This is a genomic window from Pantoea sp. OVA07A (assembly GCF_019969975.1).
GTDB lineage: Bacteria > Pseudomonadota > Gammaproteobacteria > Enterobacterales > Enterobacteriaceae > Pantoea > Pantoea agglomerans.
The window spans coordinates 56,712-79,613 of the sequence record NZ_JAHXYM010000003.1; the positions used below are offsets into that span (position 1 = coordinate 56,712).

Annotated in this window: 21 protein-coding genes and 1 pseudogene; 9 read left to right on the forward strand and 13 right to left on the reverse strand. The window is 46.4% G+C overall.

All coding sequences use genetic code 11. The features are described 5' to 3' along the window. Positions 1 to 120 precede the first annotated feature (120 nt). Complete coding sequence (locus LC417_RS11410) at positions 121 to 1,164, reverse strand: hypothetical protein (protein ID WP_223565854.1); 1,044 nt, start codon at positions 1,162 to 1,164, stop codon at positions 121 to 123. Positions 1,165 to 1,872: 708 nt separating this feature from the next. Here LC417_RS11410 and LC417_RS11415 point away from each other — a divergent pair. After that, positions 1,873 to 2,385: a JAB domain-containing protein gene (locus LC417_RS11415; protein WP_191920208.1), complete on the forward strand. Its 513-nt coding sequence runs from the start codon at positions 1,873 to 1,875 to the stop codon at positions 2,383 to 2,385. A gap of 570 nt (positions 2,386 to 2,955) precedes the next feature. Here LC417_RS11415 and LC417_RS11420 read toward each other — a convergent pair. Continuing rightward, positions 2,956 to 3,408: a hypothetical protein gene (locus LC417_RS11420; RefSeq protein ID WP_191920207.1), complete on the reverse strand. Its 453-nt coding sequence runs from the start codon at positions 3,406 to 3,408 to the stop codon at positions 2,956 to 2,958. Then, the gene (locus LC417_RS11425; RefSeq protein WP_191920206.1) at positions 3,408 to 6,515 is read right to left on the reverse strand and encodes an ATP-binding protein; all 3,108 of its coding nucleotides are present in this window, start codon (positions 6,513 to 6,515) and stop codon (positions 3,408 to 3,410) included. The genes LC417_RS11420 and LC417_RS11425 overlap by 1 nt, the downstream gene beginning before the upstream one ends. A 1,120-nt stretch (positions 6,516 to 7,635) precedes the next feature. Between LC417_RS11425 and LC417_RS11430 the strand changes: the two genes are divergently transcribed. Continuing rightward, entirely contained in the window at positions 7,636 to 8,244 is a 609-nt protein-coding gene (locus tag LC417_RS11430) for a hypothetical protein (RefSeq protein WP_191920205.1), read from the forward strand. Positions 8,245 to 8,292: 48 nt separating this feature from the next. Continuing rightward, positions 8,293 to 8,559: a hypothetical protein gene (locus LC417_RS11435; protein ID WP_191920204.1), complete on the forward strand. Its 267-nt coding sequence runs from the start codon at positions 8,293 to 8,295 to the stop codon at positions 8,557 to 8,559. Between the two features lie 431 nt (positions 8,560 to 8,990). Here the strand turns inward: LC417_RS11435 and LC417_RS11440 are convergent, their stop codons facing one another. Next, on the reverse strand, positions 8,991 to 9,494 hold the full coding sequence (locus LC417_RS11440) for a GrpB family protein (protein WP_191920203.1): 504 nt from the start codon (positions 9,492 to 9,494) through the stop codon (positions 8,991 to 8,993). A gap of 31 nt (positions 9,495 to 9,525) precedes the next feature. Next, positions 9,526 to 9,894, reverse strand: coding sequence for a nuclear transport factor 2 family protein (locus LC417_RS11445; RefSeq protein WP_191920339.1), 369 nt, complete (start codon positions 9,892 to 9,894; stop codon positions 9,526 to 9,528). A 108-nt stretch (positions 9,895 to 10,002) separates the two neighbouring features. Here LC417_RS11445 and LC417_RS11450 point away from each other — a divergent pair. The 3 genes and pseudogenes from LC417_RS11450 to hemH all read left to right on the forward strand — a co-directional run. Then, positions 10,003 to 10,137: pseudogene (locus LC417_RS11450) on the forward strand (molecular chaperone DnaJ); the annotation flags it as partial. Positions 10,138 to 10,335: 198 nt separating this feature from the next. Then, the gene (locus LC417_RS11455; RefSeq protein WP_033760039.1) at positions 10,336 to 10,626 is read left to right on the forward strand and encodes a Bor family protein; all 291 of its coding nucleotides are present in this window, start codon (positions 10,336 to 10,338) and stop codon (positions 10,624 to 10,626) included. 629 nt (positions 10,627 to 11,255) lie between these two features. Continuing rightward, the gene (hemH, locus tag LC417_RS11460) at positions 11,256 to 12,227 is read left to right on the forward strand and encodes a ferrochelatase (protein ID WP_010259113.1); all 972 of its coding nucleotides are present in this window, start codon (positions 11,256 to 11,258) and stop codon (positions 12,225 to 12,227) included. Between the two features lie 256 nt (positions 12,228 to 12,483). On the opposite strand, the gene LC417_RS11465 is transcribed toward hemH, so the two are convergent. Next, on the reverse strand, positions 12,484 to 13,008 hold the full coding sequence (locus LC417_RS11465) for a VOC family protein (RefSeq protein ID WP_010670676.1): 525 nt from the start codon (positions 13,006 to 13,008) through the stop codon (positions 12,484 to 12,486). 43 nt (positions 13,009 to 13,051) lie between these two features. Next, positions 13,052 to 13,618: an NADPH-dependent FMN reductase gene (locus tag LC417_RS11470; RefSeq protein ID WP_033773748.1), complete on the reverse strand. Its 567-nt coding sequence runs from the start codon at positions 13,616 to 13,618 to the stop codon at positions 13,052 to 13,054. A 127-nt stretch (positions 13,619 to 13,745) separates the two neighbouring features. On the opposite strand from LC417_RS11470, the gene LC417_RS11475 reads away from it, so the two are divergent. Both LC417_RS11475 and LC417_RS11480 read left to right on the forward strand, forming a co-directional pair. Continuing rightward, the gene (locus LC417_RS11475; protein ID WP_033773749.1) at positions 13,746 to 14,675 is read left to right on the forward strand and encodes a LysR family transcriptional regulator; all 930 of its coding nucleotides are present in this window, start codon (positions 13,746 to 13,748) and stop codon (positions 14,673 to 14,675) included. 172 nt (positions 14,676 to 14,847) lie between these two features. Beyond that, the gene (locus LC417_RS11480) at positions 14,848 to 16,035 is read left to right on the forward strand and encodes an MFS transporter (protein WP_223565855.1); all 1,188 of its coding nucleotides are present in this window, start codon (positions 14,848 to 14,850) and stop codon (positions 16,033 to 16,035) included. 116 nt (positions 16,036 to 16,151) lie between these two features. Here LC417_RS11480 and LC417_RS11485 read toward each other — a convergent pair whose 3' ends face one another. The 4 genes from LC417_RS11485 to LC417_RS11500 all read right to left on the reverse strand — a co-directional run bounded on the left by LC417_RS11485 (position 16,152) and on the right by LC417_RS11500 (position 19,952). Beyond that, the gene (locus tag LC417_RS11485) at positions 16,152 to 16,628 is read right to left on the reverse strand and encodes a glutathione peroxidase (protein WP_022624670.1); all 477 of its coding nucleotides are present in this window, start codon (positions 16,626 to 16,628) and stop codon (positions 16,152 to 16,154) included. Positions 16,629 to 16,789: 161 nt separating this feature from the next. Then, positions 16,790 to 17,812 carry an NADP-dependent oxidoreductase gene (locus tag LC417_RS11490; protein ID WP_223565856.1) on the reverse strand — a complete coding sequence of 341 codons (1,023 nt, stop codon included), beginning with the start codon at positions 17,810 to 17,812 and terminating at the stop codon, positions 16,790 to 16,792. A gap of 201 nt (positions 17,813 to 18,013) precedes the next feature. Continuing rightward, entirely contained in the window at positions 18,014 to 18,796 is a 783-nt protein-coding gene (locus tag LC417_RS11495; protein ID WP_122890070.1) for an SDR family oxidoreductase, read from the reverse strand. Between the two features lie 64 nt (positions 18,797 to 18,860). Beyond that, positions 18,861 to 19,952 carry an alkene reductase gene (locus LC417_RS11500; protein ID WP_223565857.1) on the reverse strand — a complete coding sequence of 364 codons (1,092 nt, stop codon included), beginning with the start codon at positions 19,950 to 19,952 and terminating at the stop codon, positions 18,861 to 18,863. 127 nt (positions 19,953 to 20,079) lie between these two features. On the opposite strand from LC417_RS11500, the gene LC417_RS11505 reads away from it, so the two are divergent. Beyond that, entirely contained in the window at positions 20,080 to 20,628 is a 549-nt protein-coding gene (locus tag LC417_RS11505) for a TetR/AcrR family transcriptional regulator (protein WP_223565858.1), read from the forward strand. 180 nt (positions 20,629 to 20,808) lie between these two features. On the opposite strand, the gene LC417_RS11510 is transcribed toward LC417_RS11505, so the two are convergent. Next, on the reverse strand, positions 20,809 to 21,609 hold the full coding sequence (locus tag LC417_RS11510) for an SDR family oxidoreductase (protein ID WP_223565859.1): 801 nt from the start codon (positions 21,607 to 21,609) through the stop codon (positions 20,809 to 20,811). Positions 21,610 to 22,041: 432 nt separating this feature from the next. Beyond that, positions 22,042 to 22,668: a LysE family translocator gene (locus LC417_RS11515; protein WP_022624675.1), complete on the reverse strand. Its 627-nt coding sequence runs from the start codon at positions 22,666 to 22,668 to the stop codon at positions 22,042 to 22,044. Positions 22,669 to 22,902 lie beyond the last annotated feature (234 nt).

Consider the following 22,902-nt stretch of genomic DNA (forward strand, 5'->3'; position numbering starts at 1 on the left):
AAATAACCCTTCACTTTTGATGTGGGATTTAAAAAAACCGGCTGTTACGCCGGTTTATTTTTTTAGGAGTCTGTGAAAGTGTTCATGCTACTTTAAGTGGGTTTAATAGACAATAATGCGTTAACTATTTTTTAATGTTTCCCTAAAATTTTGACTGAATTTTAGTTCTTGCCAACTTTCTCCGAATCTTTTTAGTGAGATAATTTGGGGCATTATCTCGTCCCATTTTCTGACAATGTGCTTCATGTAAGGAATCACGCCGGGCCGAGATAGCATGCCCTGAATAAAGTAGTTATCTGGGATTCCTCCAAACTCAGTATGGGCACGAATCCAATAAAGCGACACTGTATTTGCGGCGCGACCACTTGCAATAACGAGTTTTTTCCTATCATCGCTATCAGGCTCCGATAACATCTCGAAAATGACAGGAATCATAAGTTCCAGTCTTACAAAAGGTTTAGGGTGAGTACCTGATGGAATAGATTGCTCTTCAAACAAATTTTGCCCATTGAAGCGATGCAGGACGACAGCCAGTCCCGTCATGAGGTAATTAGTTGCCAACAGTAAATCGTTTTTTGTATTGAAATGACGTATTAACTCGGCAACACACGTTGATGTAGCAAAATAATCAGCTGCGATCTCTGTGACATGCCATACTATAGATGTTTCCCCATTCATTTCTTTGCTGTTCTGGATGTCACACTCTACTAAAGTGCTGTTACATCTGGATGAATTCCCATTTCTTATTACCCCGTGCTCCTGAGATAAATGTCCAAGTTCATGAAAATAAACCCATGTAACTGCTGCCATGTATATATTCTGTATGGCTTGTTCTCTAGTGGTTAATGTTAATAATGAATCAATATGTTTCTCTTCACCCCACCAATATTTAAATGCCTTATCATCCTTTCCGCTTTCAAGGTACTCAAAGTAATGTTTGATATCTAAATATAACTGCCATAACAAATTGTATGAGATGCCGATGGCGTGAGAGGGCGTGCCCCCAAGGGTATACGCGGAATAAGCTTGAGCCTGAAAAATTGGTTGCTCAATCCATTGAAGCTTAAGCTCGCCACTGAGATCTTCATAATAAGCAGCATTCCAGTCGTCAGTGATGCCTGACAGAGCCTTATAAGCTAAATCGAAAACTTCTTGTTGAGTCATTTCAATTTCCTTATTAAAGAGCACGAGAATTTTATGTTATTAGTCCGTCTATTATATTTTAGGCAACCGGTAACTTGTAGGGCGTATTTTGCAACAGACCAGCTTGAAGCGTACACGCGACCCGTTTAATGATAATGAACTTAAATCAGCATAAGCTCAATTTAAGATGGTTGCCAATGCTCTGCAAGTCAACAATGTAAAAATTATGTTAATCCATTCTATGGTCCTGATGAACTGCTAGCTCATAAGCAAATGCCAACTGGTATAAGTCGCGCATATTTGAGGAGATAATCGATTGAATTTAAATCCCCCTCCGGCTCCGCGGATTCCCGGCAGGATCGAAACGCCAAAGACTGCGTTTCGGGCCTGTCGGTTGGGGGGGCTAATGGCAACGTTCGCACCCTTTCCTGTAGCGGGCTGAAGCTAGCGCCTTCACTGGCCAAAAACTGACGTGGCCGCTTATAACTGAACCTGCGCACTACCGCCGTCCGGCGCTGTGACCTGTTCATTTCCTGCTGTCCTGTTTTGCGCATCGAGTCTCCCCACCGTTCAGAAATCTGTCACCCGGGCGGCCTTAATCAAGGGCCGCTTAGCTAAATGTCTACACTCGGTCCTTGCGGGCTACGGCTTTGCCATTTTCCCCTGCGTTCTGCCCGATGCCCGCGCTTTCGTTCTGCACTCACGGCGATGAACTCGGAGAAACATCACATGAACGCAAATGGAAGAGACAATATTTCACAGCAGAACGTCAACACACCTGCTTCAGAATTTGAAGAATCATCTCTTCACACCGTAAGCGACGACGTGCGCATTTTAAGCCGGCTTCCCGTGCTGAATGCGCAGGGCAACTATGCGATGGCAACTTACAGCCAGATCCTGGCGGAGGCAGAGCTGGCTATCAATTACCGCTATCTTACGGACACCGTCTTTAGCGAGGTGTTAGCCGTCGCGTATCTGAATAATCAGCACCAGATGTTGGCCTACGAAGAGATTTTTTACGGCTCAATTTTAAGCGTCGAAATTCATCCGCGTGAAATTGTCCGTCGTGCGCTTCAGCACAATGTCTCTGCTGTAATACTTGGTCACAACCATCCCTCATTTTTAACTGAACCATCCCGGGTGGATATCAACTTAACATCACGTCTGAGAGAGGTTCTTGAAGGAGTCAGCGTTCGGGTTATCTATCACCTGATTATGGCGGGTAATAAGGGCACATTTTAACAGCAGCCATTCGTAAGACAGCATTATACGGTTCTGTTCCTCACCGGATATGTTTATTCAGTGGTGCAGGGAAGATGATTAGGGTGTTAGGGCCTGCCGGATGAAAATACGCTTTGTGACATGGTCATGCGTTACTGTGCACAACAGGGTTATATCGCTCCCCTGAAGCCTATCCGTGGCTGGATAATACCCACTACTGGATCGTCACTACCCTCTACAGCCAGATACTCGGTAAAGGAATAAGTTAGTCTAACTTAGTCGTAAGTATCCTTCAGATTGTAGAAGATGGCCAAAAGGGTCAATGCTAACGAATATATTCCTCCACTTCGTGTTAAGGTTAACAAATTGTACGTGCCGGTAAGTAATGAAAGGGAACTGGTACATACTGTGAAATTTAGGTCTTTTCTTAAAGAAAATTGCTTTTATTATTTAAACAGTATATCGCCGCAACAGAGTAAAGTTAAATATTGTAGGGAGATTGCTCAAACCAGCGCCGCAAGTAAAGTGTCTAATATACTCAACCAAAAAAAAGGCTATATTTGTAGAGGGTCCCCCCTCTACAAATGATAACTATAGATTTAACATTGGGTAAACTATTTTAACGTAAGTGGTTGAGGAGGCGATAAATATCAATAGTATGGTCAGAACTAAATATGTCTCATACCATCTAACCACATTCGTAAGTTTTGGTTTTTTTCTACTCAACCCAAAAGCTTCTTGTTCAATATCCGATTCTTCATTTCGATATTTCAGCCAAGAAAAAACACCTCCAATTAAGAGCGTTACTGTAAAGATGGTTAGGATTAATAACATTGCCATTAAACAGTTACTAAAGAAAATAGCTTTTATTTTATCTATTTTATATGTATTTAAAAGATTTATGATATTATATTGCGCTGCAGCCAGCGTGATAATAATTACTTGATATATTGCAGCTATTTTGAATGTGGCTTCATTAAGTGTTTGTTTTCGCAATAAAATATACTTATATCGTTCAAGTAAAAAACTCTCTCTATTCAGCATTATATATCTCCTGACTCTTGTGCATCTAATCCTCTTCTTTTCCAAGCGAAAGGGTTAAATTGTCTTGTGTTCGTTTGATTTATAATGTCTAGATACTCTGTTGTGTCGATATGTTCTAATAATGACTCAATCCCTTGACTGGAAAGTATTCTGTTTAGTGTTTCATTAGAAATATTTTCGCTCTGTATTTGGAATTGCCTAATTATTTTATATATGGTTATAGCTGAGAAGATTTGTATCTCTTTATTTTTATCTTGGGTTAACCAAATCTTTTTCAAATAAATAGATAATGGTACTTCTGGGTTAAGATATAATTGCTTATCAGCAATGAATTCACTGTAATCATCAAGGTTTTTTACCTCAACATCGTTACCAATATGGAATAATATTGATATTGAATCATTCATGTGTCGACGTCGAGAATAAACGTCTGCTTGATGAAATAAAGATTGTAACTTTCTATCAGAGCGGGCTATATCATTCATGATAAACTCGCTGTTTATCCAATTTGGATTTCCTTTAATTTTATCCCATTTTACTATAATGCTTCTTGCATTTTGGTTGGCTTCAATAAAAACAGGCTCAAAAACATCTCTCACCATAGAGTCGATTTGTTCATTTCTCCCAAAATTACAAAGAATGGCACCTGTTGGAAGTCCAAAATTACTGCCTTTAAGGTTTTCAAAAATAGCCAAAGCACTCAAGTTCTTAGGTGCTTCACGTATGAATTGCTCTACAGAATTGGTCAGAGGTGAGTTAATAGTCCAAAATGACTCTTTCAATTCTAATTCTCTAAAAGATATATTTTTTCTTTGATTTTGTTCCTCAATTAAAAGGTATGGTATTTTAGCAAGCTCAGCTTTAAGTATGCTAGGTTTCGATGCGCTAGATATATTTATTGTTAAAGGAAGTGTAAGGTAGGGCGCTTGTTCAATAGCCCGGGATAGCGAAAAATTTAAGGTTTCTGATAGACGTTTTGTCTCATTGATTATATGTTTTGTATAAAGCTTGTAAATTTTTTCTAAATTATCTCTGTACTCAATAGTATCTTCAAGAGCAGACCTTGCAACATTAGTCTTAGGAGCATTTTTTCCAACAATATTTGCTATTGAAATAATAGAGTTTGTTTTAAATCCTGGCGTCGTAAATTCGACACCAACGCCTTCGACACAAATACCAACCAATGGTTTATCTTCTTTTTCCTCCCTATAATGGTTCGTGTTATCAATCTGTGTAAAACTCCAATCATTGAAAAGCTCGTCTCTTTCTAAGATGAATGCCATAGTAACACCACCATCACTAACTTCTGTAATTTCATATTCTCGACTCATCCGCGTTGAAGTAAAACTTGACTCATCAATATAATTTTGCAGAGCTTCTTTAGGTGATTTGAAACCTATTCTTTGTGGAGCATTGTTGTTTATACTGACAAAAACTTGGCATTTAGGAAAAAGTAGCCACATCTTGGCAACATCTAAGATGTTACCTATGTTTGCTGTTGATCTCAATTTCAATCTTATCCTTGAACCATGCGGGTAAACGGCAATTTCATCTTTTTGTGATACTTTATCTAGTAATTTTATAAGGTATTTACCATGAACGGATCTCAATGATATTTGCCTAGCTTTATCATCTTCTATGCTGCAGGTAGTGATCTCAACATTATCGGCAACCATAAATGCCGATAATACCCCAATTCCAAACCTGCTGATAGATGAAAATTCAGGGAAGTTTTCTCTAAATTTAGGATCTTGATATCGGGATGAACCAACTTTTAATAAATGATTTTCAATAACCTCCTGTGACATACCCGTACCAGTATCTTGGATTTCCAATACTTTACTTTCTTCATCCCAAGAGATATCAATCCTACCTAGTTCAGGACTTTTTTGATCTAATGTAGCTTGTAATCTAACTGCATCAAGTGAATTTTGAGTTAATTCCCTTATCACAACATCAGTATCGTTATAAAGAGTATGCCCAGTTAACAAGTCTAAAATCTTATGCTGATCCAACTCAAATCCGAAAGATTTTGTGAGGAAACCAACGGCCTCAACTTTAGAATCATCAATAAACTTCCATGGGAATTTAGGTGGGTTAGCTAGTTCTTTCTCGGATTTGTTTAATGCTTCTTGGCATGCATTAAGCTGTGCTCTAACATATGAAATATAGCTTGTAAGCCCAAAAAATCCGTCGGATTTCTCGAACCTAGCAAATACCTGAATAGTGTCGGATTGTTCAGTTAATGATGCTTTTCCTTCACGATCCCTGCCTGGAGCTGGCCTTATAGATCTAACAGCATTTTGCTTTTGCCATTCTATTTGGCTTATTGGGTCTTTAGGATTTATTAAATTAAACAAAACAGATGGAGCTCTTTTTCTTGTAACCTGCAGAAGGTCTACTGTCCTCAAAATAATGGAAATATATTGCAAGTTAACTGTTTCATTTTCAGTTTCACCATATGGCATTGATACACTATATTTACTAGTATCTGATATATCATCCAACGTATGACTTTCGCATAATGTTGCCAATCCTTCACGAGCAGAAGAGTCAAGCTTGCCAATTAAGTTATGGAGCGCGATTCTGATCTGAGATGATGTATCATCATCATCTAATGGTGTTCCTTCAATCCATGATTTTACCCTTTTGCCATGAGTGCTTCTAACAAATTCTTGATAAAGTATCCTGTCCTTTTCTTCGGGAGATAATTTATCAAGTTTGTTCATGTATTCAATATTATCAATATCATCTGACTTACGGCCAGCTAGGAAATTTTTGAACTCTTGGTTTTTACTTCTATTATTATATTCAAATTGGCTGATCAAAAGCCCAAGGTCATGAAAATAAAACGATAAAGTCAAGAAAAGATAATCTGCTGGAGTCAGTAACTCTTTTGAAGATTCAGGTATGATCCATTCTGCCATTTCAAGCATAGAATGGACATGATCATAACTATGTGTTGTGTATTCATTAAAAAAGCCATATCGCTGTAATTCCGATAAAATTGATTCTATATTTGTTCTTATTTCTGATAGGTTCAGCGGAAAAGCATTTAAATCTAAAGCTTTTAAAGCTCTCTTTTCAATGGAAGTCATTTCCAGCATTTATATTACTCCATATATAATAGGTATTTTTTTGTTTAGGATAAATCCACAAAGATGATTTAGGTTTGAGTTCATGTCCGCCAATATAATTATAATCTTCTATGGTAATTTTTATCTCCGTTTTTAAATGTTATAAAAGATAGCCGCATAAATTTAGGGGGTGGTTAAGGAGTTTTTGCTTAAAATAGTGTAGAATAAATCTGATCCTTTAGACTTCTGACAAGTTTTTGAGTGATATTACCGAGCGTAAATGTTACGATGATTCTTAATTAGACTATTTATAATAGTATTTTAAACATAATGCTATAAATTTAAAACGATAAGTGTATCGCAATATGAGTTCCACGACTTTAAGTTTTTAATGCCTTTTATACCATTGCATCTCATTGTTACCACAATGCTTTTCTCTCAAATAATTTATTATGCGGACAAAGTCTCCATTGTGCTTGTTTTACATCCATAAACTATTAGAGTCATAGAATCGCTGTCTATCGATTTTTGACTCATCGAATGCTACATGCCGTATTACTTTCTGAGACTTAGTATTTGATTAATAGACTTTAGGGGGCACATCCTTAAACCATTAAATCATAAATTTATCTGATTAATGAAGGTCATTTATTGCAACTTACTGCAGTTATGATGAATATAAGGGAATGTACTTTTTTAACCTCTATAAGCGCCATTTTATATTGTCAACTGTGGCTCGGGCGATTTTTTACACTAGCTAAGTTGAGCTAATTTATCAACGGTTATTGCAGGTTATGGGCATCGCTAATCAGTTCTTTAAACGATAGACATTTTCTCTATATGCTGGTCTGCGTAAAACCGGCAGACGTCGTAGCAGCGGGCCTCAAGGTGAGCGAGCAGGCGCTTAATGCCAGATGTGTTGAACTCCAGATTCCCAGGCCTTTGGACTGATACTGGCGCGCTGTCGCTAAAGAAAACCCTCCTGCCATTCCACCCTTACCTTCGCCGAAAGCAAACACTAAAGGCTACATCGGCAAGCCGGATGATTTGATGCCGCTTAAACCAGTTGGGAACAAAAAACCGGCTTCATGTAGCCATAATCCCGCTTAAGCGCAGGTCGAAATCATCATCCCATCCAGTTCAGGGCGAGATGCTGTTTTTTGCCAGCAAAGAGATTTTGTTGAAGTCGTCTGTGACTGAGCTGGGATATTACAAACTCATTAAGCGCAAGCTTCTTGACGTGAATATATCGGATACGGGCCTGAATATTGCGGAAGCTTTCATGTTGAAATTTTTTGCTGCAGCTGAGAGACGTGGATTCCTGGTAAGGCTCGCTGAACGGGGAGATTGCTTCCGGAGAAGAGATATCACTTTCGCTGAACACGGAACCTGCAATTATCTGTATCCGGCGCTCTGGAGGCCCTCAGGTCCCAGCATCATCAGCGTAGAAGGCGTAAGTGTAGGCTTCTCACTGGTTGAGATGACGGAAGAGGTGCCAGTTAAGGAGGCGAAAGGGCGTTATATACGGGATGAAAGAATGATTAACTGGTCCCGCGGTAAAAATTCAGCCCATCTGGGCTATTACAGTCGGCGGCACATACCGAGTGGCCGATTCAGGCTGCAGCTCTACTCACCTTATGAGTCTGAAGGCTGGCACCAGGTTTTCTCTCAAACTAAAACCTGCAGCCTGATAAGTCAGATACCGAAAATTATTAAATCTGTAGAGTCTGCTTTGCCTGTCCTGAGAAAGGAAATCTAGACAATAAAGGAACGTGCAGAAGCCCATCGGGTTCGGATGGAGCAGCAGATGTTCGAGTATAAAAAACGTGAGGCTATCCGTAAGCAGGAAGAGGCGCATAAAGCCAGTGTGAATGAACTGCAGGTCATCATGGCTAAATGGGCAGAAGATATGCGTATCGAGCAATTTTTCAGGGATGCTGAAAAAGACATTGAGAGATGCGATGCAGCACTTCAGGAACAGTTGAGAGAACGTTTAAGGGCCGCAAAGGAGTTCTTAAGGGCGAAACTGCGCTTCAGCGACTACTCAAATGGCGAACGCCTGAGGAGCGATTGAAGTAAATACCCCGAATTTATTTTGCTGAAACAAGCATAGCAGTAACCTCCGCACGTTTACTGTACGGGACCGGTTTGTGTCTTGTACACTGCGCCTATGCCCTGGCTATCACGACTGGCAGCTACCCATACGGCGCTTCCTCCGCTACTTATAACTGACCCGTTTCCTGAGAAATTAGCGGAAAAAGCATCAAAGCAGTGAGTTCCACGACCGGACTGCGCGCCGGTTTCAGGCATAGTTTATGCAATATCTGTGGGGTTCGGAGGTGGGTAAGGGGAGTTTTACTGGTTTAATAGATGCTCGGAGAAAGCGTGCTGCTCTGAAGGTCAGGGTCTGCTTTGAGCGAACAGCAGACGTTGACTGATGACTACTCAGTGAATTCATCGTTATTGAACATACCCTCCCGGCAACGAACTCAATCTCAATCGTTCTCAGACAGCTAGCGCTAGTTGTTGATGACGCTCTATAAATTTCGCTTTGAGGGCGCTATAGCGATGAGCATCGTTCCTGCTGAGTAATACAGCTGCGTGTTTTATCTCAGCATACTCTTCTGCAATGTCTTTGTTTCTTCGAAGATAATCACGGAAAGCAAGATGTCTCAATACCTGCATATCTCCGACTGCAAACGCATGGACTTGATGACTACGCTGATCACCACCTTTAATGAAATATCTGCGCCCCGCAATCCCGTTCTCACCGCGAGCAACATACCCGGCGTGGGCCATTGCTGAATGGTACTTATCCAGTTCATTGATGTCTGAAACTTCAAGTAGCATATCAATTACGGGCTTTGCTGAGAGACCAGGAACTGACGTGCTTCCAATATGATGGACATCCTTAGCCATTCCACCGAGCAATGTTTTTATCAGTAAACTTTCAGCTTCAAACATCTCAGGCCATCTATCATCGTATGGCACAACAATAATCTTCCGCATAAACCCATTCTCTCTGTCCTAAGTGTGCAACTCAACCCTGAACCCCGGCATTGCCTGCAGCCGGCGTTCCGTGGTGAAAAAACAGAGTCCACTGGCCCTCATCCGAACAAATCCAGCAAGAGGAACGTAATGCATGATGGCTGCCATCAGCATAAAACGTCCGATAGTGAAGCAGAGGGTAACCGCAGCCCATCTCCGTAAGACAGAAATCGCTGCTGAGAATATAAGGTGCAGCCTTTTCACTTAGCAGCGACGCAATGGTCTCTGACCGGTCGACCGTCACACCTGACCGGGTGATTTCACGGAATTCAGGATGAAGAATCAGTTCCAGCCACTCCGGATCATTGCGCCTGTCGCCGTGAAGGCTGCACTCAAGCAATCTGAGCTTCTCCAGAAGCATTCTGCTTATCCTCAATTGATTAAGCCGGACGTTCAAATTTACCATAACAGTTCATGCGCTACTTCCGCTTCTGGCACAAAGCGGACTGACGGCAGCCCAGGGTCCGCTATGAGCGAGAAGCATAAGTCGCTGCTGCGTAAGCCGGAATAGAGCTTTGGTGGTGCGGCGGGCGAGAAGAACAGTCCGCATTCAAAAAGCTTTCTCGATGGCGTCAAAAAGTTCTTCTACGATTTGACTCGCTAAGCGGAAACGCTGCGGTAAACATAAAAAGCTCCTGCTGTGCAGGGGCTTTTTTTATTGCTGTACTATTCAGCAAAACGTATCCGTTAGGGGTACTTAAAAATTTTTCTCATGTTTCCGCTTTCGTTGTCGATAACCTGATTGCTGGTTGAGTGATGATTTCACTCAGCATTTTTTTCATTTCAGGCGATAAGGATATTTATGAACAAGCTTTGTGTTGCGGCGTTTTTGGCTCTGAGTTTAACCGGCTGTGCGCAGCAGACTTTCGTAATGAAACAGAATCAAGTTGGCGCGGCGACGAAAACCACCAGCCAGCCGTTCTTTGTTTCAGGTATCGGTCAGCGTAAGAGCATTGATGCGGCGCAGGTGTGCGGCGGCCAGGAAAAAGTTAACCGGGTTGAAGTGCAGCAGACGTTTGTTAATGGCTTACTGAGCGTGGTGACGTTTGGTATATACACGCCACGTGAAGCGCGCGTTTATTGCGCCATCTGATAATGCCTCAGGCCGGTTCGCCGGCCTAATCCTGCGCCTGTTATTAAATCGCATTAGTATATTGTAACTATTAAATTCTGCTCTCGCACCGCTGCGCGGCTCGCCTGCTGACGACGATATCCGAAACGAGTTCAGGCAACGTCGTCCAGCCTGGTAAAAGCAGTGGTAAGCTGTTGATGCGTGTCAGTCCGCTTTGAGCGAGTAACAGACATTGCTAAAAGCGTGCTGTAAGGATTAACAGGGAGCAGGTCAGTCGCCTTTATCACTTATACGCATAAAAAGATCAAGCCTAAGGCATGCATCTGCGCGGGCATCCAGATGCGGTTTTCTCACCTCCTCCAGCTAACTCCTCCACACGCCGACTTCAATAATGACGTCGCGTAGCTCCGCACCGGTTAAATCTGACGATAGAGAAAGTAATGTTTTCACTGATGATTTGTCCTAAAATCATGATCATTGAGTAAAAACGATGGCTGCAATCAGACTCATAGCATCATAAGCCGTGAAACAGTCAATCTGCATTTCAATTATTTCTACAAAATGAGGTCAAATTGAGGCCTTTAAGACAAGCTGCTACGGAGTGACTGGCATGAGTGAGTTAGTGACAATGGCTTTGAGGGTCCCACCTGATGACGAATAAACAGGGTGTTTTGATTGTTAACCTTGGAACACCAAAAGAACCAACGCCTGTTGCGGTAAAGAAATTTTTATCTAAATTTCTGCATGACTACAGAGTGGTCGACTTACCAAGAATCATTTGGTGCCCCATTCTACATGGCGTGATTATCCCATTACGTGCAAGGCGAGTGGCGAAATTATATTCTTCGATTTGGATGGAGGAAGGCTCCCCTCTCATGGTTTACAGCGTCAGGCAAGCCCGTGCGCTTGAAGAAGTGACAGGTATGCCCGTCGAGCTGGGGATGAGTTATGGCGAGCCCAGTATAGGTGGTGCAATTGACAGGCTACTGGAAAAAGGCGTCGATAAAATTATCGTCATTCCTTTGTATCCCCAGTTTTCATCTTCGACCGTTTCTTCTGTTTGGGATAGCGTGAGCCGTCACCTGCAGATAATGAAGAACCGGTATACACCCTCCATAAATTTCATCAATGACTATGCCGATCACCCTGCCTACATTGAAGCGTTAAGAGCATCCGTTCAGGCATCTTTCGAAGCTAACGGCGTTCCAGATGCATTGTTAATTTCATATCATGGTATACCGGTAAGGTTTGTCAAAGAGGGGGACCGATACCAGGAAAGATGTGAGTTAACGACAAAATTACTCATTGAAGCAATCAATATGCCGTCATTGAAAATATTGATGACGTTCCAGTCAAGATTCGGCAGAGAGCCATGGTTAACGCCTTTTACTGATGAGACAATTAAAAACCTACCGAATGAAGGAATAAAAAGCCTGCATGTCATCAGCCCGGGGTTCGCATCAGACTGTTTAGAAACGCTTGAGGAGCTTGATGAGCAGAACAGGGAGATTTTTATGCATGCGGGTGGTACATCGTTTACTTACATACCGGCGCTTAATGATAAACCGATTCATATCGAGATGCTGCGACAACTTGTGAACCTTAATCGGTTTCAGGGATGATTTTCACACTCTTGGGAGCAGGGTGTTGCAGGTGTCAACATTCATAGTGAAACCAGAAGTGGGCCCTCCCGGACATGTATGTGATACGTGCCGGGGCGGCGTTATAGGGGCCGCCTGGAAACCCGCTAATCCAGCTGCAAGCAACTGTCTTGTACGAGGGTATGAGTCGGAGATTATTCGTGGGCAAGTCAGCTATGAGCGAGGAGCGGACGTTTAGTATTTACGGGTACGCCTGCGCTGGCGCACCCGGTTACACTCAGGGCTTCCAGCGGCGCAGAGAGGTATGGTCTTCATACGGCAGCTTTGAAGGTAAAGAAATCAGTTCAATGACGCTACCCCACGGCGTGCGGCCGTAGCAGAAAAAGTTATTCTCTCCCACCTCAGTTGGAAACATCAGGGGCTGAGGAGAAGTAAACATTTTCCCGCCAGCCTGCTCGAACAGGCTGATAGCCTCGTTGATGTCATCAACGTAAACAGCAAAATGCTGCAGGCCATAATCACTGGGTCGCACGGGCTGACTTTGCTCTGGCCCCTTCATTTCAAAAAGTTCCAGTCCCGGGCCGTGCTTCAGCTTCATCATTCTGACCGTGGTAATTTTCGTTCCCGGGAACAGGTTCAGAATATTTTCCGTTTCTTCGCCTTTTACGTCATCGTCTGAAGGCGAGACGGAGTCATAAATAACTTCTGCACCAAAGGCGTCAGAAAAGAAGCGGGTAGCCTCATCAATATCAGAAACGGTAATGCCGACATGGTCCATACCGCGAATAACGTTGGTAGACATAGTTTTCTCCCTGTGGTTGTTCAGATGTGAGTAATGTTATTAATCAGCCCTGGCGGGCCGCCATTGTCGCGAGCGCACTAAGCTGAGCCGAAATATGGTCACGGGTGTCCGCATCCGTTATGTGGCCGGATTTTGGATCAAGCCGGGATGAGGCCTGTCCAATCATGACCTCTGGCTTGTTAAGCACTCTGCCGTCGAGAAAGACCAGAATCTGGCGCAGGTGATACTGCGCCCTTGCACCACCTATGGCACCGGGTGACGCAGTGATTATGGCGACGGGCTTACCGGCAACAGGGGTATCCGGAAGACGTGAAAGCCAGTCCAGCGCATTTTTCAGGGCACCCGGCACAGAATAGTTATATTCAGGTGTGACAATAATCAGGCCGTCTGCTGCCGCTATCGCTTGTCCCATTTCCACAACCGATTCAGGAAACCCCTGAGCCTGCAGGTCAGCGTCGTAATGCGGTATTTCTCCGACAGAGCTGAGCGCGCTGACATCCACGCCTGCCGGCGCCAGCAGGCTAAGATTGCGGGCTACGACGGCGTTAAAAGATTCCGCGCGAAGACTGCCCAGCAGTGAGACAAATTTCAAAGGTCTTGTCTGTGACATGACTGCTCCCCGTGTTTTTAAGATGGATACGCCGACAGGTGCCGGCACTTTGTTTTCGAACTGACTTAAGCCTGGTATAGAATTACACATCGATAAACACGCTATGAGTCGCCAGAGAGTCAACTTTATGTCTACCGGTTTTACAGCGGAATCCTTGCGAGGAATCACGACTTTTGTCACAACGGCCAGGTCCAGCAGCTTTACTGAAGCTGCGGAGCAGTTGGGCATTACAAAATCTGCCGTCGGAAAAAGCGTGGCGCGGCTTGAGGAGAGGCTGGGAACGCGGCTGTTTCACCGCTCAACCCGTAAGCTAAGCCTGACCAGTGACGGAGAGGCCTATCTCACCAGTTGCCTCTCTGCGCTGGAAATTCTGGACTCGGCTGAAAATACGCTCAGCCGGCGGCAGGACAATCCTGCCGGAACGGTGCGTATAGACATGCCAGCATCATTCGGACGCAATCTGATGATGCCGGTGCTGCTTGAAGTGATGAATCGTTATCCAGCCCTGCGTCTGGTGTTGACCTTTAACGACCGTCTGATTGATCCGGTTGAGGAGGGCGTTGACCTGGTACTGCGCCTGGGCGAACTGCAGAGTACCGATGAGCTGATTGCGCGTCGTCTGAGCCGGCAGCGCCTCATGCTCTGCGCATCTCCCGCTTATGTTGAGCGGCATGGTCAGCCCTTTGATGTCGAAGCGCTAAAAAAACACTGCTGCATTATGGGGTACCGGCGGGGGGCGCCGCTTGCCTGGCGGCTGCGGCCAGCCGGGGAGCGGGAATTAAAGTTTATCTCGGCCTCGGCACACCAGATAAGCGACGGAGACGCCATGCTTCAGGCCTGCCTCGCAGGAGCAGGTATTGCCCAGTTTCCGGAATCGATGGTGAACAGCCATATTGATGAGGGCAGGCTTGTTGCTGTTATGCCCGATCATATGCCCGTACCCGTCGGGCTGAACGTTGTCTGGCCCCGGACAAGGCATCTGATCCCCAAGGTCAGGCTTATTGTCGATGAACTGCTGAGTAAAGCCGAAAAAGGATACTTTGGCACTCTTAAGTAGAATTTTTGTCACCACTCAGGCGATTTCAGGGCTGTTTATCAACTCTAAGCAAGCTTATATCCTGTCTGTCCTGCTGCCATCACCGTGTCATGTGCCGGTTCTCTAAACGAAAGCCGGCACGTGTTATGCGCAGCTCAGACAAAAAAATAGGTTAACTGACAGGATATTTGTTATGCCACTTGCTCTCTGGGCGCTGGCGATTGGTGCATTCGGTATCGGTACGACTGAATTCATCATTGCCGGCCTGCTTCCCGTTATTGCCGCTGATTTCAACGTTACTATTCCCGTGGCCGGAAATCTGGCAACGGCTTATGCGCTGGGTGTTTTTGTCGGCGCGCCGGCCCTGATTATTCTGGGCTCAAAAGTGCCCCGAAAAGCCATGCTGGTTTTCCTGATGCTGCTGTTTGTGGCGGGTAACCTCGTTACGGCCTTTGCGCCCACGCTGGGCATTGCCATTCTGGGCAGGATCATCACGTCGCTGACTCACGGCGCCTTCTTCGGTATTGGTTCGATCATTGCTGCCGATATGGTTGCGCCGTCTAAGCGGGTAAGGGCGATTGCATTCATGTTCATGGGACTGACCGTAGCAAATCTTATTGGTGTTCCCGTCGGTACCTGGATCGGGCAGCATCTTTCCTGGCGAGATGCTTTTATGGTTATTGCCGCAATTGGAGTTGTTACGGTTATCAGCGTCGGTATGCTTATCCCGCATCAGCCCCGTCCGGAGAACCATAATTTCGCACACGAGTTTAATGCCTTCCGCAACGTCAATGTTCTGCTGGCGATGGGCATAACGGTCTTTGGGCCGGGTGCATTTTTTACCTCCATTACCTATATCGCACCCATGATGATCGGGCTGGCTGGATACAGCGAAAGCAGCCTGGCATGGCTGATGCTGCTGTTCGGTCTGGGGCTATTTGTCGGTAATCAGCTGGGCGGCAGATATGCCGATCGCGCGCTGATGCCGATGCTTTACGTCACCCTGGCCGCTCAGGCCGTAGTCCTGCTGGTATTTAACTTTACTGCCCACAGCCAGGTCATGTCAGCGGTCTGTATTTTTCTGATGGCTGCGTTTGGGTTTGCGACCGTGTCCCCCATCCAGAAACTGGTGATGGACAAAGCGCGGGCGGCAGGGGCTCCGACGCTGGCTGCAGCCGTTAACATAGGCCTCTTCAATCTCGGTAATGCCCTGGGTGCATGGCTGGGAGGGGCAGTTATAGCGGCCGGCTTTGGTCTTCAGTCGCCTGACTGGGCAGGCGCGATACTCTCGGTTATAGCGCTGATTCTGGCAATTATATCCGGATTGACTGACAAAACCGGGCATAGCGCTGCTATGCGTTCTGCTTCTCACAGTGAGTAACGTCCGCTTCTGGCCCTGAACAGACGTCGATGAGTTAAATGCGCTGCCAGGTGGAGCGGAAAGAAACAGTTTACTGGTAATCCCGTCATTGACAGTGAGATGGTAAAACACCGCACTTAAAGAGCAGCAAGAATGGCGGATTCCATTTTCTCCGGGGTGGTGGTCGGGGCAAAGCGTTTGATCGGTTTGCCGTCGCGTCCGATCAGGAACTTAGTGAAGTTCCACTTAATACGACCTCCCAGCACGCCGGGTAATTCATCTTTCAGGTAACGGAAAATCGGGTGCGTTGAGGTGCCATTGACCTCAACTTTCCCGAACATCGGAAAACTCACACCATAGTTGATGTGGCATGTCTGCGCGATTTCTTCGGCACCGCCGGGTTCCTGCTTTCCGAACTGGTTGCAGGGAAAACCCAGCACCACCAGCCCCTGCGCGGCGTACTTTTTATAGAGCGATTCAAGACCTGCGTATTGTGGCGTGAATCCACAATGGCTGGCGGTATTAACCACCAGAACCACCTTGTCAGCGTAGTCGGTCATCGGGATAAGCTGGCCATTCAGACTGGTGGCAGTGAGTTGATAAAAGTGAGACATGTCGCAATCCTCAGAGCAAAAACCGTATGGCGTTAACATTACCACAGAGTGCATAACGAGAGCGGGGTCTGGGAAGCAGATGCTTAGTTAGCAGGTCACGCATCCTGGCTTCAGGCGCTACCGCCTGAGTTAATGACTATTTCCCACGTCAGATCTGGTTGTTATTCCTGATGAATTTCAACCACGACTTTACCCTTTGCATGTCCGCGTTGAAGCCAGTCAAGCGCATCCTGAGTTTCTGCAAAAGGGAACACCCGGTCGATTACCGGTTTGATATGTCCTGCTTCTATAAGTTTGCCGATTTGGGTGAGTTGATCGCCATCAGGACGCACAAAGAGAAATGAATAATCCAGACCGCGCTTTTTTGAAAGGCGCATAATTTTGCGACTCATCAGGGCAAAAATCATCCGCAGGAAGATATTCAGCTGCCTGGCTCGCGCGAAATTAACGTCTAATGGACCGACCAGAGAAACAATCTTTCCACCAGGTTTAAGAATCTGCATGGATTTTTCAATGGAATCCCCCCGCAGCGTGCCGAGTACGAGATCGTAGCCACTCAGCACGGTTTCAAATTCCTGCTTTTTATAGTCGACCACTTCATCTGCGCCCAGCCGACTCACCCACTCTACGTTGGCTGAACTGGTCGTCGTCGCTACCCGGGCGCCAAGATGCTTTGCCAGCTGAATCGCAATAGTGCCAATCCCTCCCGAACCTGCCGGAATAAACACTTTTTGGCCTGGTCGCAGATGTGCTCTCTCTGTAAACGCCTGCCAGGCGGTGAGGCTAACCATCGGCAGCGAAGCAGCCTTAATGAAATCCAGATTTTCAGGTTTAAAAGCCGCGAGACTTTCAGGTACGCATGCAAAATCGGCGAGTGAAACTGTTCCCCTGTCGAAAATGCAGGCGAAGACTTCATCGCCCGGCTTGAAACGTGTCACCCGACTTCCAGTTGCAATCACCACGCCTGACAAATCACTGCCCAGCGTCGCCGGAAGTTTAAAATGCAGAATCGGTTTGAATATTCCGCCGGGGATCATGTTATCAATGGGATTCAGACCAACGGCATAGACTTTTACCAGGATTTCATCGGCAGCGGGGGAAGGGTAATCTACATTTTCAAATCCCAGCTCAGGTGATTTCCCGTAGCGCTTAAACGTAAAGGCTCGCATCGTCCTGGTTTTCATTTGGTGTTTATCCTCTGATGTTTAGCACTGACGTACTTTCAGCTGCCTCTGTTGCTGAGCAAAAAAGCGGCTCCCTGGAGCAACGTAATAAATAATGGAATAAGGATTTGCCGGTTAATATGCTCATGCGGCCATTAAGACATTCATGGCCGATTTACCGCTCAGCAGAACCCGTAAAAGGTTCTGCTGAGCAGGGCTTAGCTAAAGGGTTTTGTATCGCTCTGCGGCCTCTTCCTGTCTGATGTCCGAGAGCAGACCCTGACGAGAGGCATCAAGAACATCCCAGCGCTCAGCTTTATGTAATGGCGGAATCGTCACGTGCTCGCGGCGGTCAAAACCCGCCAGAGCGGCGTCAACCAGTTCGCCCACTTCCATCATTTTTGAGGCGTTACTGATGTCGATACCGGCACGATCCCAGATTTCGGTGTACGTACCTGCAGGGAGCACCGCCTGGATATAAATGCCTTTTGAAGAGAGCTCAACGTTCATTCCCTGAGAGAGGAAAAGAACAAAGGCTTTTGTTGCGCCGTAAACCGTCATTGCAAATTCCGGGGCGAGACCCACTACGGAACTGATATTGACGATCGAACCTTCTCCGGCTTCTGCGAACCGGCGTGCTGCAGCAGTGGCCAGTCTTGTCAGGGCAGTGACGTTAAGCGCGATAAGGCGTTCAATGGAATCAGGCGTCTGCTCGGTAAACGTGCCGGACTGAGCGATACCTGCGTTATTGATAAGAGTGCCTATCCGCGTGTCTTCCCGGAGGCGTGCTTCAACAGCAGCTAAATCACTCGCCAGCGTGAGGTCGGCAGGCAGCACATCGACGGAAATATGATTTTCCTGTCGCAGCCGTTCAGCAAGCGCCTCTAATTTCAATTTGTCGCGAGCAACCAGAACCAGGTCATGTCCACGACGTGCAAAGCGCTCAGCGTAAACAGCACCAATACCCGTTGATGCGCCTGTAATGAGGACTGAAGTACGAGTCATAATTTTATCTTCTTCATTTGTCTGATAAAAATCGCCGTTAGCGATGCAGTGTTAACCGTGATATCTAAAGAGTGTTACCGCTAAGCGATGGATAGTCGGTGTAGCCCTCCGCACCTCCGCCATACAGTGTTTCAGGATTAAGCGGGGCCAGAGGTGCTCCCGACTTAAGTCTTTCGACGAAATCGGGGTTAGAGATGAAGGAGCGACCGAACGCGAACAAATCGGCTTTGTCCTGTGCAAGATGGTCAGACGCCAGCGCCAGGTCATAGCCATTGTTACCGATGTAGGTGTTTTTAAAGCGGCGACGCAGCGAAGCGTAATCAAACGGTGAGGCATCACGGGGACCTCCCGTCGCGCCTTCAACAACATGCAGATAAACGATACCTGAAGCATCAAGTTGCTCTGCCAGGTAGTCATATTGTGGCTGCGGATCGCTGCATGAAATCGCATTAGCAGGTGAGACCGGTGAGATGCGAACGCCCGTCCGCGCTGCGCCGATCTCATCTTTCACGGCCTCCACGACCTCTAGTAGCAGACGCGCACGATTCTCAACTGAACCGCCATATTCATCGGTGCGCTGATTGGCACCATCTTTCAGGAACTGCTCAAGCAGATAGCCATTCGCACCGTGTATCTCTACGCCATCAAAACCTGCGGTAATGGCATTGGCTGATGCCTTTCTGAAATCGGCAACAATGCCTTTTATTTCCTTCAGCTCAAGCGCTCTGGGTTCTGAAACATCAACAAAATGGTTGTTCACGAAGGTTTTGGTTTCAGCACGGATAGCTGACGGCGCGCCTGGTGCGGCACCCTCTGGCTGTAAATCGACATGTGAAATTCGACCTGTGTGCCACAACTGCACAAATATCCGTCCGCCTTTGGCATGGACTGCGTCTGTGACTTTACGCCAGCCCTCAATCTGGGCCTGCGTGTAGATCCCCGGCGTATCCTGATAGCCCTGCGCCTCTGCTGATATCTGGGTAGCCTCGGTAATCAGTAACCCTGCTGTGGCACGCTGAGCGTAGTAAGTCGCTGCCAGTTCACCTGGCACCAGACCTGCGCCTGCCCGGTTACGTGTCAGCGGAGCCATCACGATGCGATTCGCAAGCGTGACAGATCCCAGTTCATAGGGCTGAAATAAGGATTGATTCGTCATGGTTATTCCTTTGCGGATTAGCGGGTCAGTAAACTGATTTAATGATGATGATCGTAATCATTAAAGTCAACTGGTTTGATTATGATCATCATCAATGTATACTTAAGCTCAGTTTCAGGAGGAAAAGATGAAAGTGTCAAAAGAGCAGGTTCGCGAAAACAGGAACCGAATCGTTGAAACGGCGTCAGAACTTTTTCGTGAGCGGGGTTACGATGGGGTAGGCGTCGCTGAACTGATGTCAGCCGCAGGGTTAACGCATGGCGGGTTCTATAAGCACTTTGGGTCGAAAGCCGATTTGTTAGCCGAAGCGATGAACTGCGGCTTCGCGCAATCGGCGGAAAAAACTCAGGGTGTGAGTCGGGAAAAGTTCGTTGAATATTACCTTTCCCACCAGCATCGCGATGATATGGCAAAGGGGTGTGTCATGTCGGCCCTGGGCACCGATGCAGCGCGCCAGTCTGAATCCATCCGCGAGACCTTTGCGGCCGGAATTGAACGACAGCTTGCCCTTTTAGAAACGGAACAGGTCACGCGTGCGGATCTGATCAATACGCTCGCGCATCTTGTGGGTGCCCTGATGCTTTCGCGTGCCTGCCCGGATAATTCCAGGCTTGCTGATGAAATTCTGGAGGTCTGCCGTACGCGTCTGATCAGCCCGGATGCCTGTAAAGATTGAATCGATGCTCTTGCCGTTCAACCTTACTGAAGCCGTTGCGGCATGGACTGAACGCACCAGCCCGCTGGCGTTTTATTATGAACGGCGGGAAAGCGTAATCCGGACTTCCCGTTCCGGATACCATTCCCATCAACGAGCTATCGATCAGTCGGCCATCCACCTGGGACAGTGACGCATCACTCAGCCGTTGTCGCGGAATCCGGGATAAAGGCTCATTCCACCATCGATAAAAAGCGTGGTGCCATGAACGTAATCAGAGAGATCACTGGCAAGCCAGATGACGGCATTCGCCACATCTTCAGCCGCACCGATACGTCCATAAGGAATGAGCTTTAACAGCGCTTTGCCCGCTTCACCCTGGGTGCTTTCCTCGTTGATGGCGGTAGCGATAGCGCCGGGGGCCACTGCATTGACACGAATACGTTCTTCACCCACTTCCTGAGCCAGGCTTTTCATCAGCATGTCAACGCCGCCTTTTGATGCGGCATAGTTGACGTGTCCGGCCCAGGGAATGAGCTGGTGAACCGAACTCATATGAATAATCTTACCGACAGCTTTGCTGATATCCTGGCGATGCTCCTGCCGCTTGAACTGCCGCAGCGCAGCGCGCGCGCAGAGGAACTGGCCAGTCAGGTTCACGTCCAGAACGGTATTCCAGTCCTCTAGCGTCATCTCAATGGACGGGGCATCTTTCTGCAGTCCTGAGTTCGCCACCAGGATATCCAGCCTGCCAAATTCCCTGATCGTCTGGTCAAAAAGATTCTCTACATCCGCCTCTTTAGACACGTCTCCTTTGACAGCAATTGCACGGCCTCCATCGGCGCGGATTTTCTCAGCCAGCTCCTCGGCCGGTTCCGCCTGGCTATGGTAGTTAATCACTACACAGGCCCCTTCTTTAGCGAGTGCTTCTGCGCAGGCATAGCCGAGACCCGAGCTGGCACCGGTAACCAGCGCAACCTGATTTTTGAGAGAAAAGATCATGAGGCATCCTTATTTCTGTAAATTATGAGCATCTTAAACCCGGCCGGTATCATCCGGGAGTGAATTTTGATGTATCGATGACACTACGACGTCCAGCCACCCCCAAACTGATTAATCGGCTAGCCGGATCGGGCGCATGGGCCTGAGTCACTGAATTATAGATGTGAAGTACAGGGTTAGCCGCTAATGCGGTCCTGGTGGATAGTCAGGAAACGTTGAAGCAGGAATATAAGCAGTAAAAAATGGGATATCTGAAAGGCAAAAAAGCAGCTATCAGAAGATAGCTGCTTTTGACGCTCAGGCTTTTCTGGCTGGAATCACTTTTACTATTTATTGCTTATTGCCTGATAAACAGGCCAGAGCTTGATCATTTTCTATCAAGACCACGAGACCGGCCCCATTTTCCTGAGGCAGAGGAGGTGGTAATGAACGCTAAAGAGTCTTTACCACCATTCCAGCCGCGGCCAGCATCATGATGGTACCGGCTGAACGGAAAAGGAGTCGTTGCGCTTTAGCGCTGGTCAGGAGATGGCGTATTCTGAGGGCTGCAAAAATAAAAACGGCTCCTACACTCAAAAGGACTAACACGGTAAGCGGAACCAGCAGTCCTCCCCACATCTGAAAAGATACATTATCGAGAGAGATAACCAGAGGCAGTATAGCCAGATAGAAAGCGATGGTTTTAGGGTTTCCCAGCGTTATGGTCAGTCCTGAAAACCAGGCTGATGCCAGTTCTCGTTTTGTCGCTTTTTGATCGATATTTATTGCCTGAGGCTGGTGGCACCAAAACTGCCATGCCAGCAGGCATAAAAAGAGTGAGGCAGCCCAGTTAATCAGCGTAAAAAGAGAGGTATAGGTATGAGCGATCACCGCCAGACCAAATACCGCCACAGATAAATAAATCAAATCTCCGAGAATGAGACCGGCCAGCATCGTAAAGCCTGTTATTGCGCCCCCACTCACGCTGCGAGCGACTAATGCAGTCATCCCCGGACCCGGAATTGCAGCAGCTAAACCGAGTGCAGCAATATAAGATAGTATTTCAGTAGTTCCTGACATAGTTATTCCTGTTGAAATGCACTTCGGTAAAAGGGAACAGCGTTAGTTGTTTAAAAATGCCTGGTTCTGAACGATGGTTGTCATATAAAAATCTTAATTAAGGGTTAAAGATATGCATCCTTTTTATCAGTTGGTTTAACGTTGAAGGTGGGTGTTCAATTATTGCATGGCGGATATTATTGCATTAATTTAACTACGCAGATGACAAGTTTAATTTTCATGTGCGCGCAGTGT

What these genes read in the sequence shown, in the direction of transcription:
- LC417_RS11470 (WP_033773748.1), bottom strand. Translation starts at nt 13,618, where the DNA reads ATGTCACAGACAAGACCTTTGAAATTTGTCTCACTGCTGGGCAGTCTT.
- LC417_RS11455 (WP_033760039.1), top strand. Translation starts at nt 10,336, where the DNA reads ATGAACAAGCTTTGTGTTGCGGCGTTTTTGGCTCTGAGTTTAACCGGC.
- LC417_RS11505 (WP_223565858.1), top strand. Translation starts at nt 20,080, where the DNA reads ATGAAAGTGTCAAAAGAGCAGGTTCGCGAAAACAGGAACCGAATCGTT.
- LC417_RS11420 (WP_191920207.1), bottom strand. Translation starts at nt 3,408, where the DNA reads ATGCTGAATAGAGAGAGTTTTTTACTTGAACGATATAAGTATATTTTA.
- hemH (WP_010259113.1), top strand. Translation starts at nt 11,256, where the DNA reads ATGACGAATAAACAGGGTGTTTTGATTGTTAACCTTGGAACACCAAAA.
- LC417_RS11495 (WP_122890070.1), bottom strand. Translation starts at nt 18,796, where the DNA reads ATGACTCGTACTTCAGTCCTCATTACAGGCGCATCAACGGGTATTGGT.
- LC417_RS11435 (WP_191920204.1), top strand. Translation starts at nt 8,293, where the DNA reads ATGTTCGAGTATAAAAAACGTGAGGCTATCCGTAAGCAGGAAGAGGCG.
- LC417_RS11515 (WP_022624675.1), bottom strand. Translation starts at nt 22,668, where the DNA reads ATGTCAGGAACTACTGAAATACTATCTTATATTGCTGCACTCGGTTTA.
- LC417_RS11415 (WP_191920208.1), top strand. Translation starts at nt 1,873, where the DNA reads ATGAACGCAAATGGAAGAGACAATATTTCACAGCAGAACGTCAACACA.
- LC417_RS11500 (WP_223565857.1), bottom strand. Translation starts at nt 19,952, where the DNA reads ATGACGAATCAATCCTTATTTCAGCCCTATGAACTGGGATCTGTCACG.
- LC417_RS11485 (WP_022624670.1), bottom strand. Translation starts at nt 16,628, where the DNA reads ATGTCTCACTTTTATCAACTCACTGCCACCAGTCTGAATGGCCAGCTT.
- LC417_RS11410 (WP_223565854.1), bottom strand. Translation starts at nt 1,164, where the DNA reads ATGACTCAACAAGAAGTTTTCGATTTAGCTTATAAGGCTCTGTCAGGC.
- LC417_RS11425 (WP_191920206.1), bottom strand. Translation starts at nt 6,515, where the DNA reads ATGCTGGAAATGACTTCCATTGAAAAGAGAGCTTTAAAAGCTTTAGAT.
- LC417_RS11490 (WP_223565856.1), bottom strand. Translation starts at nt 17,812, where the DNA reads ATGAAAACCAGGACGATGCGAGCCTTTACGTTTAAGCGCTACGGGAAA.
- LC417_RS11480 (WP_223565855.1), top strand. Translation starts at nt 14,848, where the DNA reads ATGCCACTTGCTCTCTGGGCGCTGGCGATTGGTGCATTCGGTATCGGT.
- LC417_RS11510 (WP_223565859.1), bottom strand. Translation starts at nt 21,609, where the DNA reads ATGATCTTTTCTCTCAAAAATCAGGTTGCGCTGGTTACCGGTGCCAGC.
- LC417_RS11475 (WP_033773749.1), top strand. Translation starts at nt 13,746, where the DNA reads ATGTCTACCGGTTTTACAGCGGAATCCTTGCGAGGAATCACGACTTTT.
- LC417_RS11440 (WP_191920203.1), bottom strand. Translation starts at nt 9,494, where the DNA reads ATGCGGAAGATTATTGTTGTGCCATACGATGATAGATGGCCTGAGATG.
- LC417_RS11445 (WP_191920339.1), bottom strand. Translation starts at nt 9,894, where the DNA reads ATGCTTCTGGAGAAGCTCAGATTGCTTGAGTGCAGCCTTCACGGCGAC.
- LC417_RS11430 (WP_191920205.1), top strand. Translation starts at nt 7,636, where the DNA reads ATGCTGTTTTTTGCCAGCAAAGAGATTTTGTTGAAGTCGTCTGTGACT.
- LC417_RS11465 (WP_010670676.1), bottom strand. Translation starts at nt 13,008, where the DNA reads ATGTCTACCAACGTTATTCGCGGTATGGACCATGTCGGCATTACCGTT.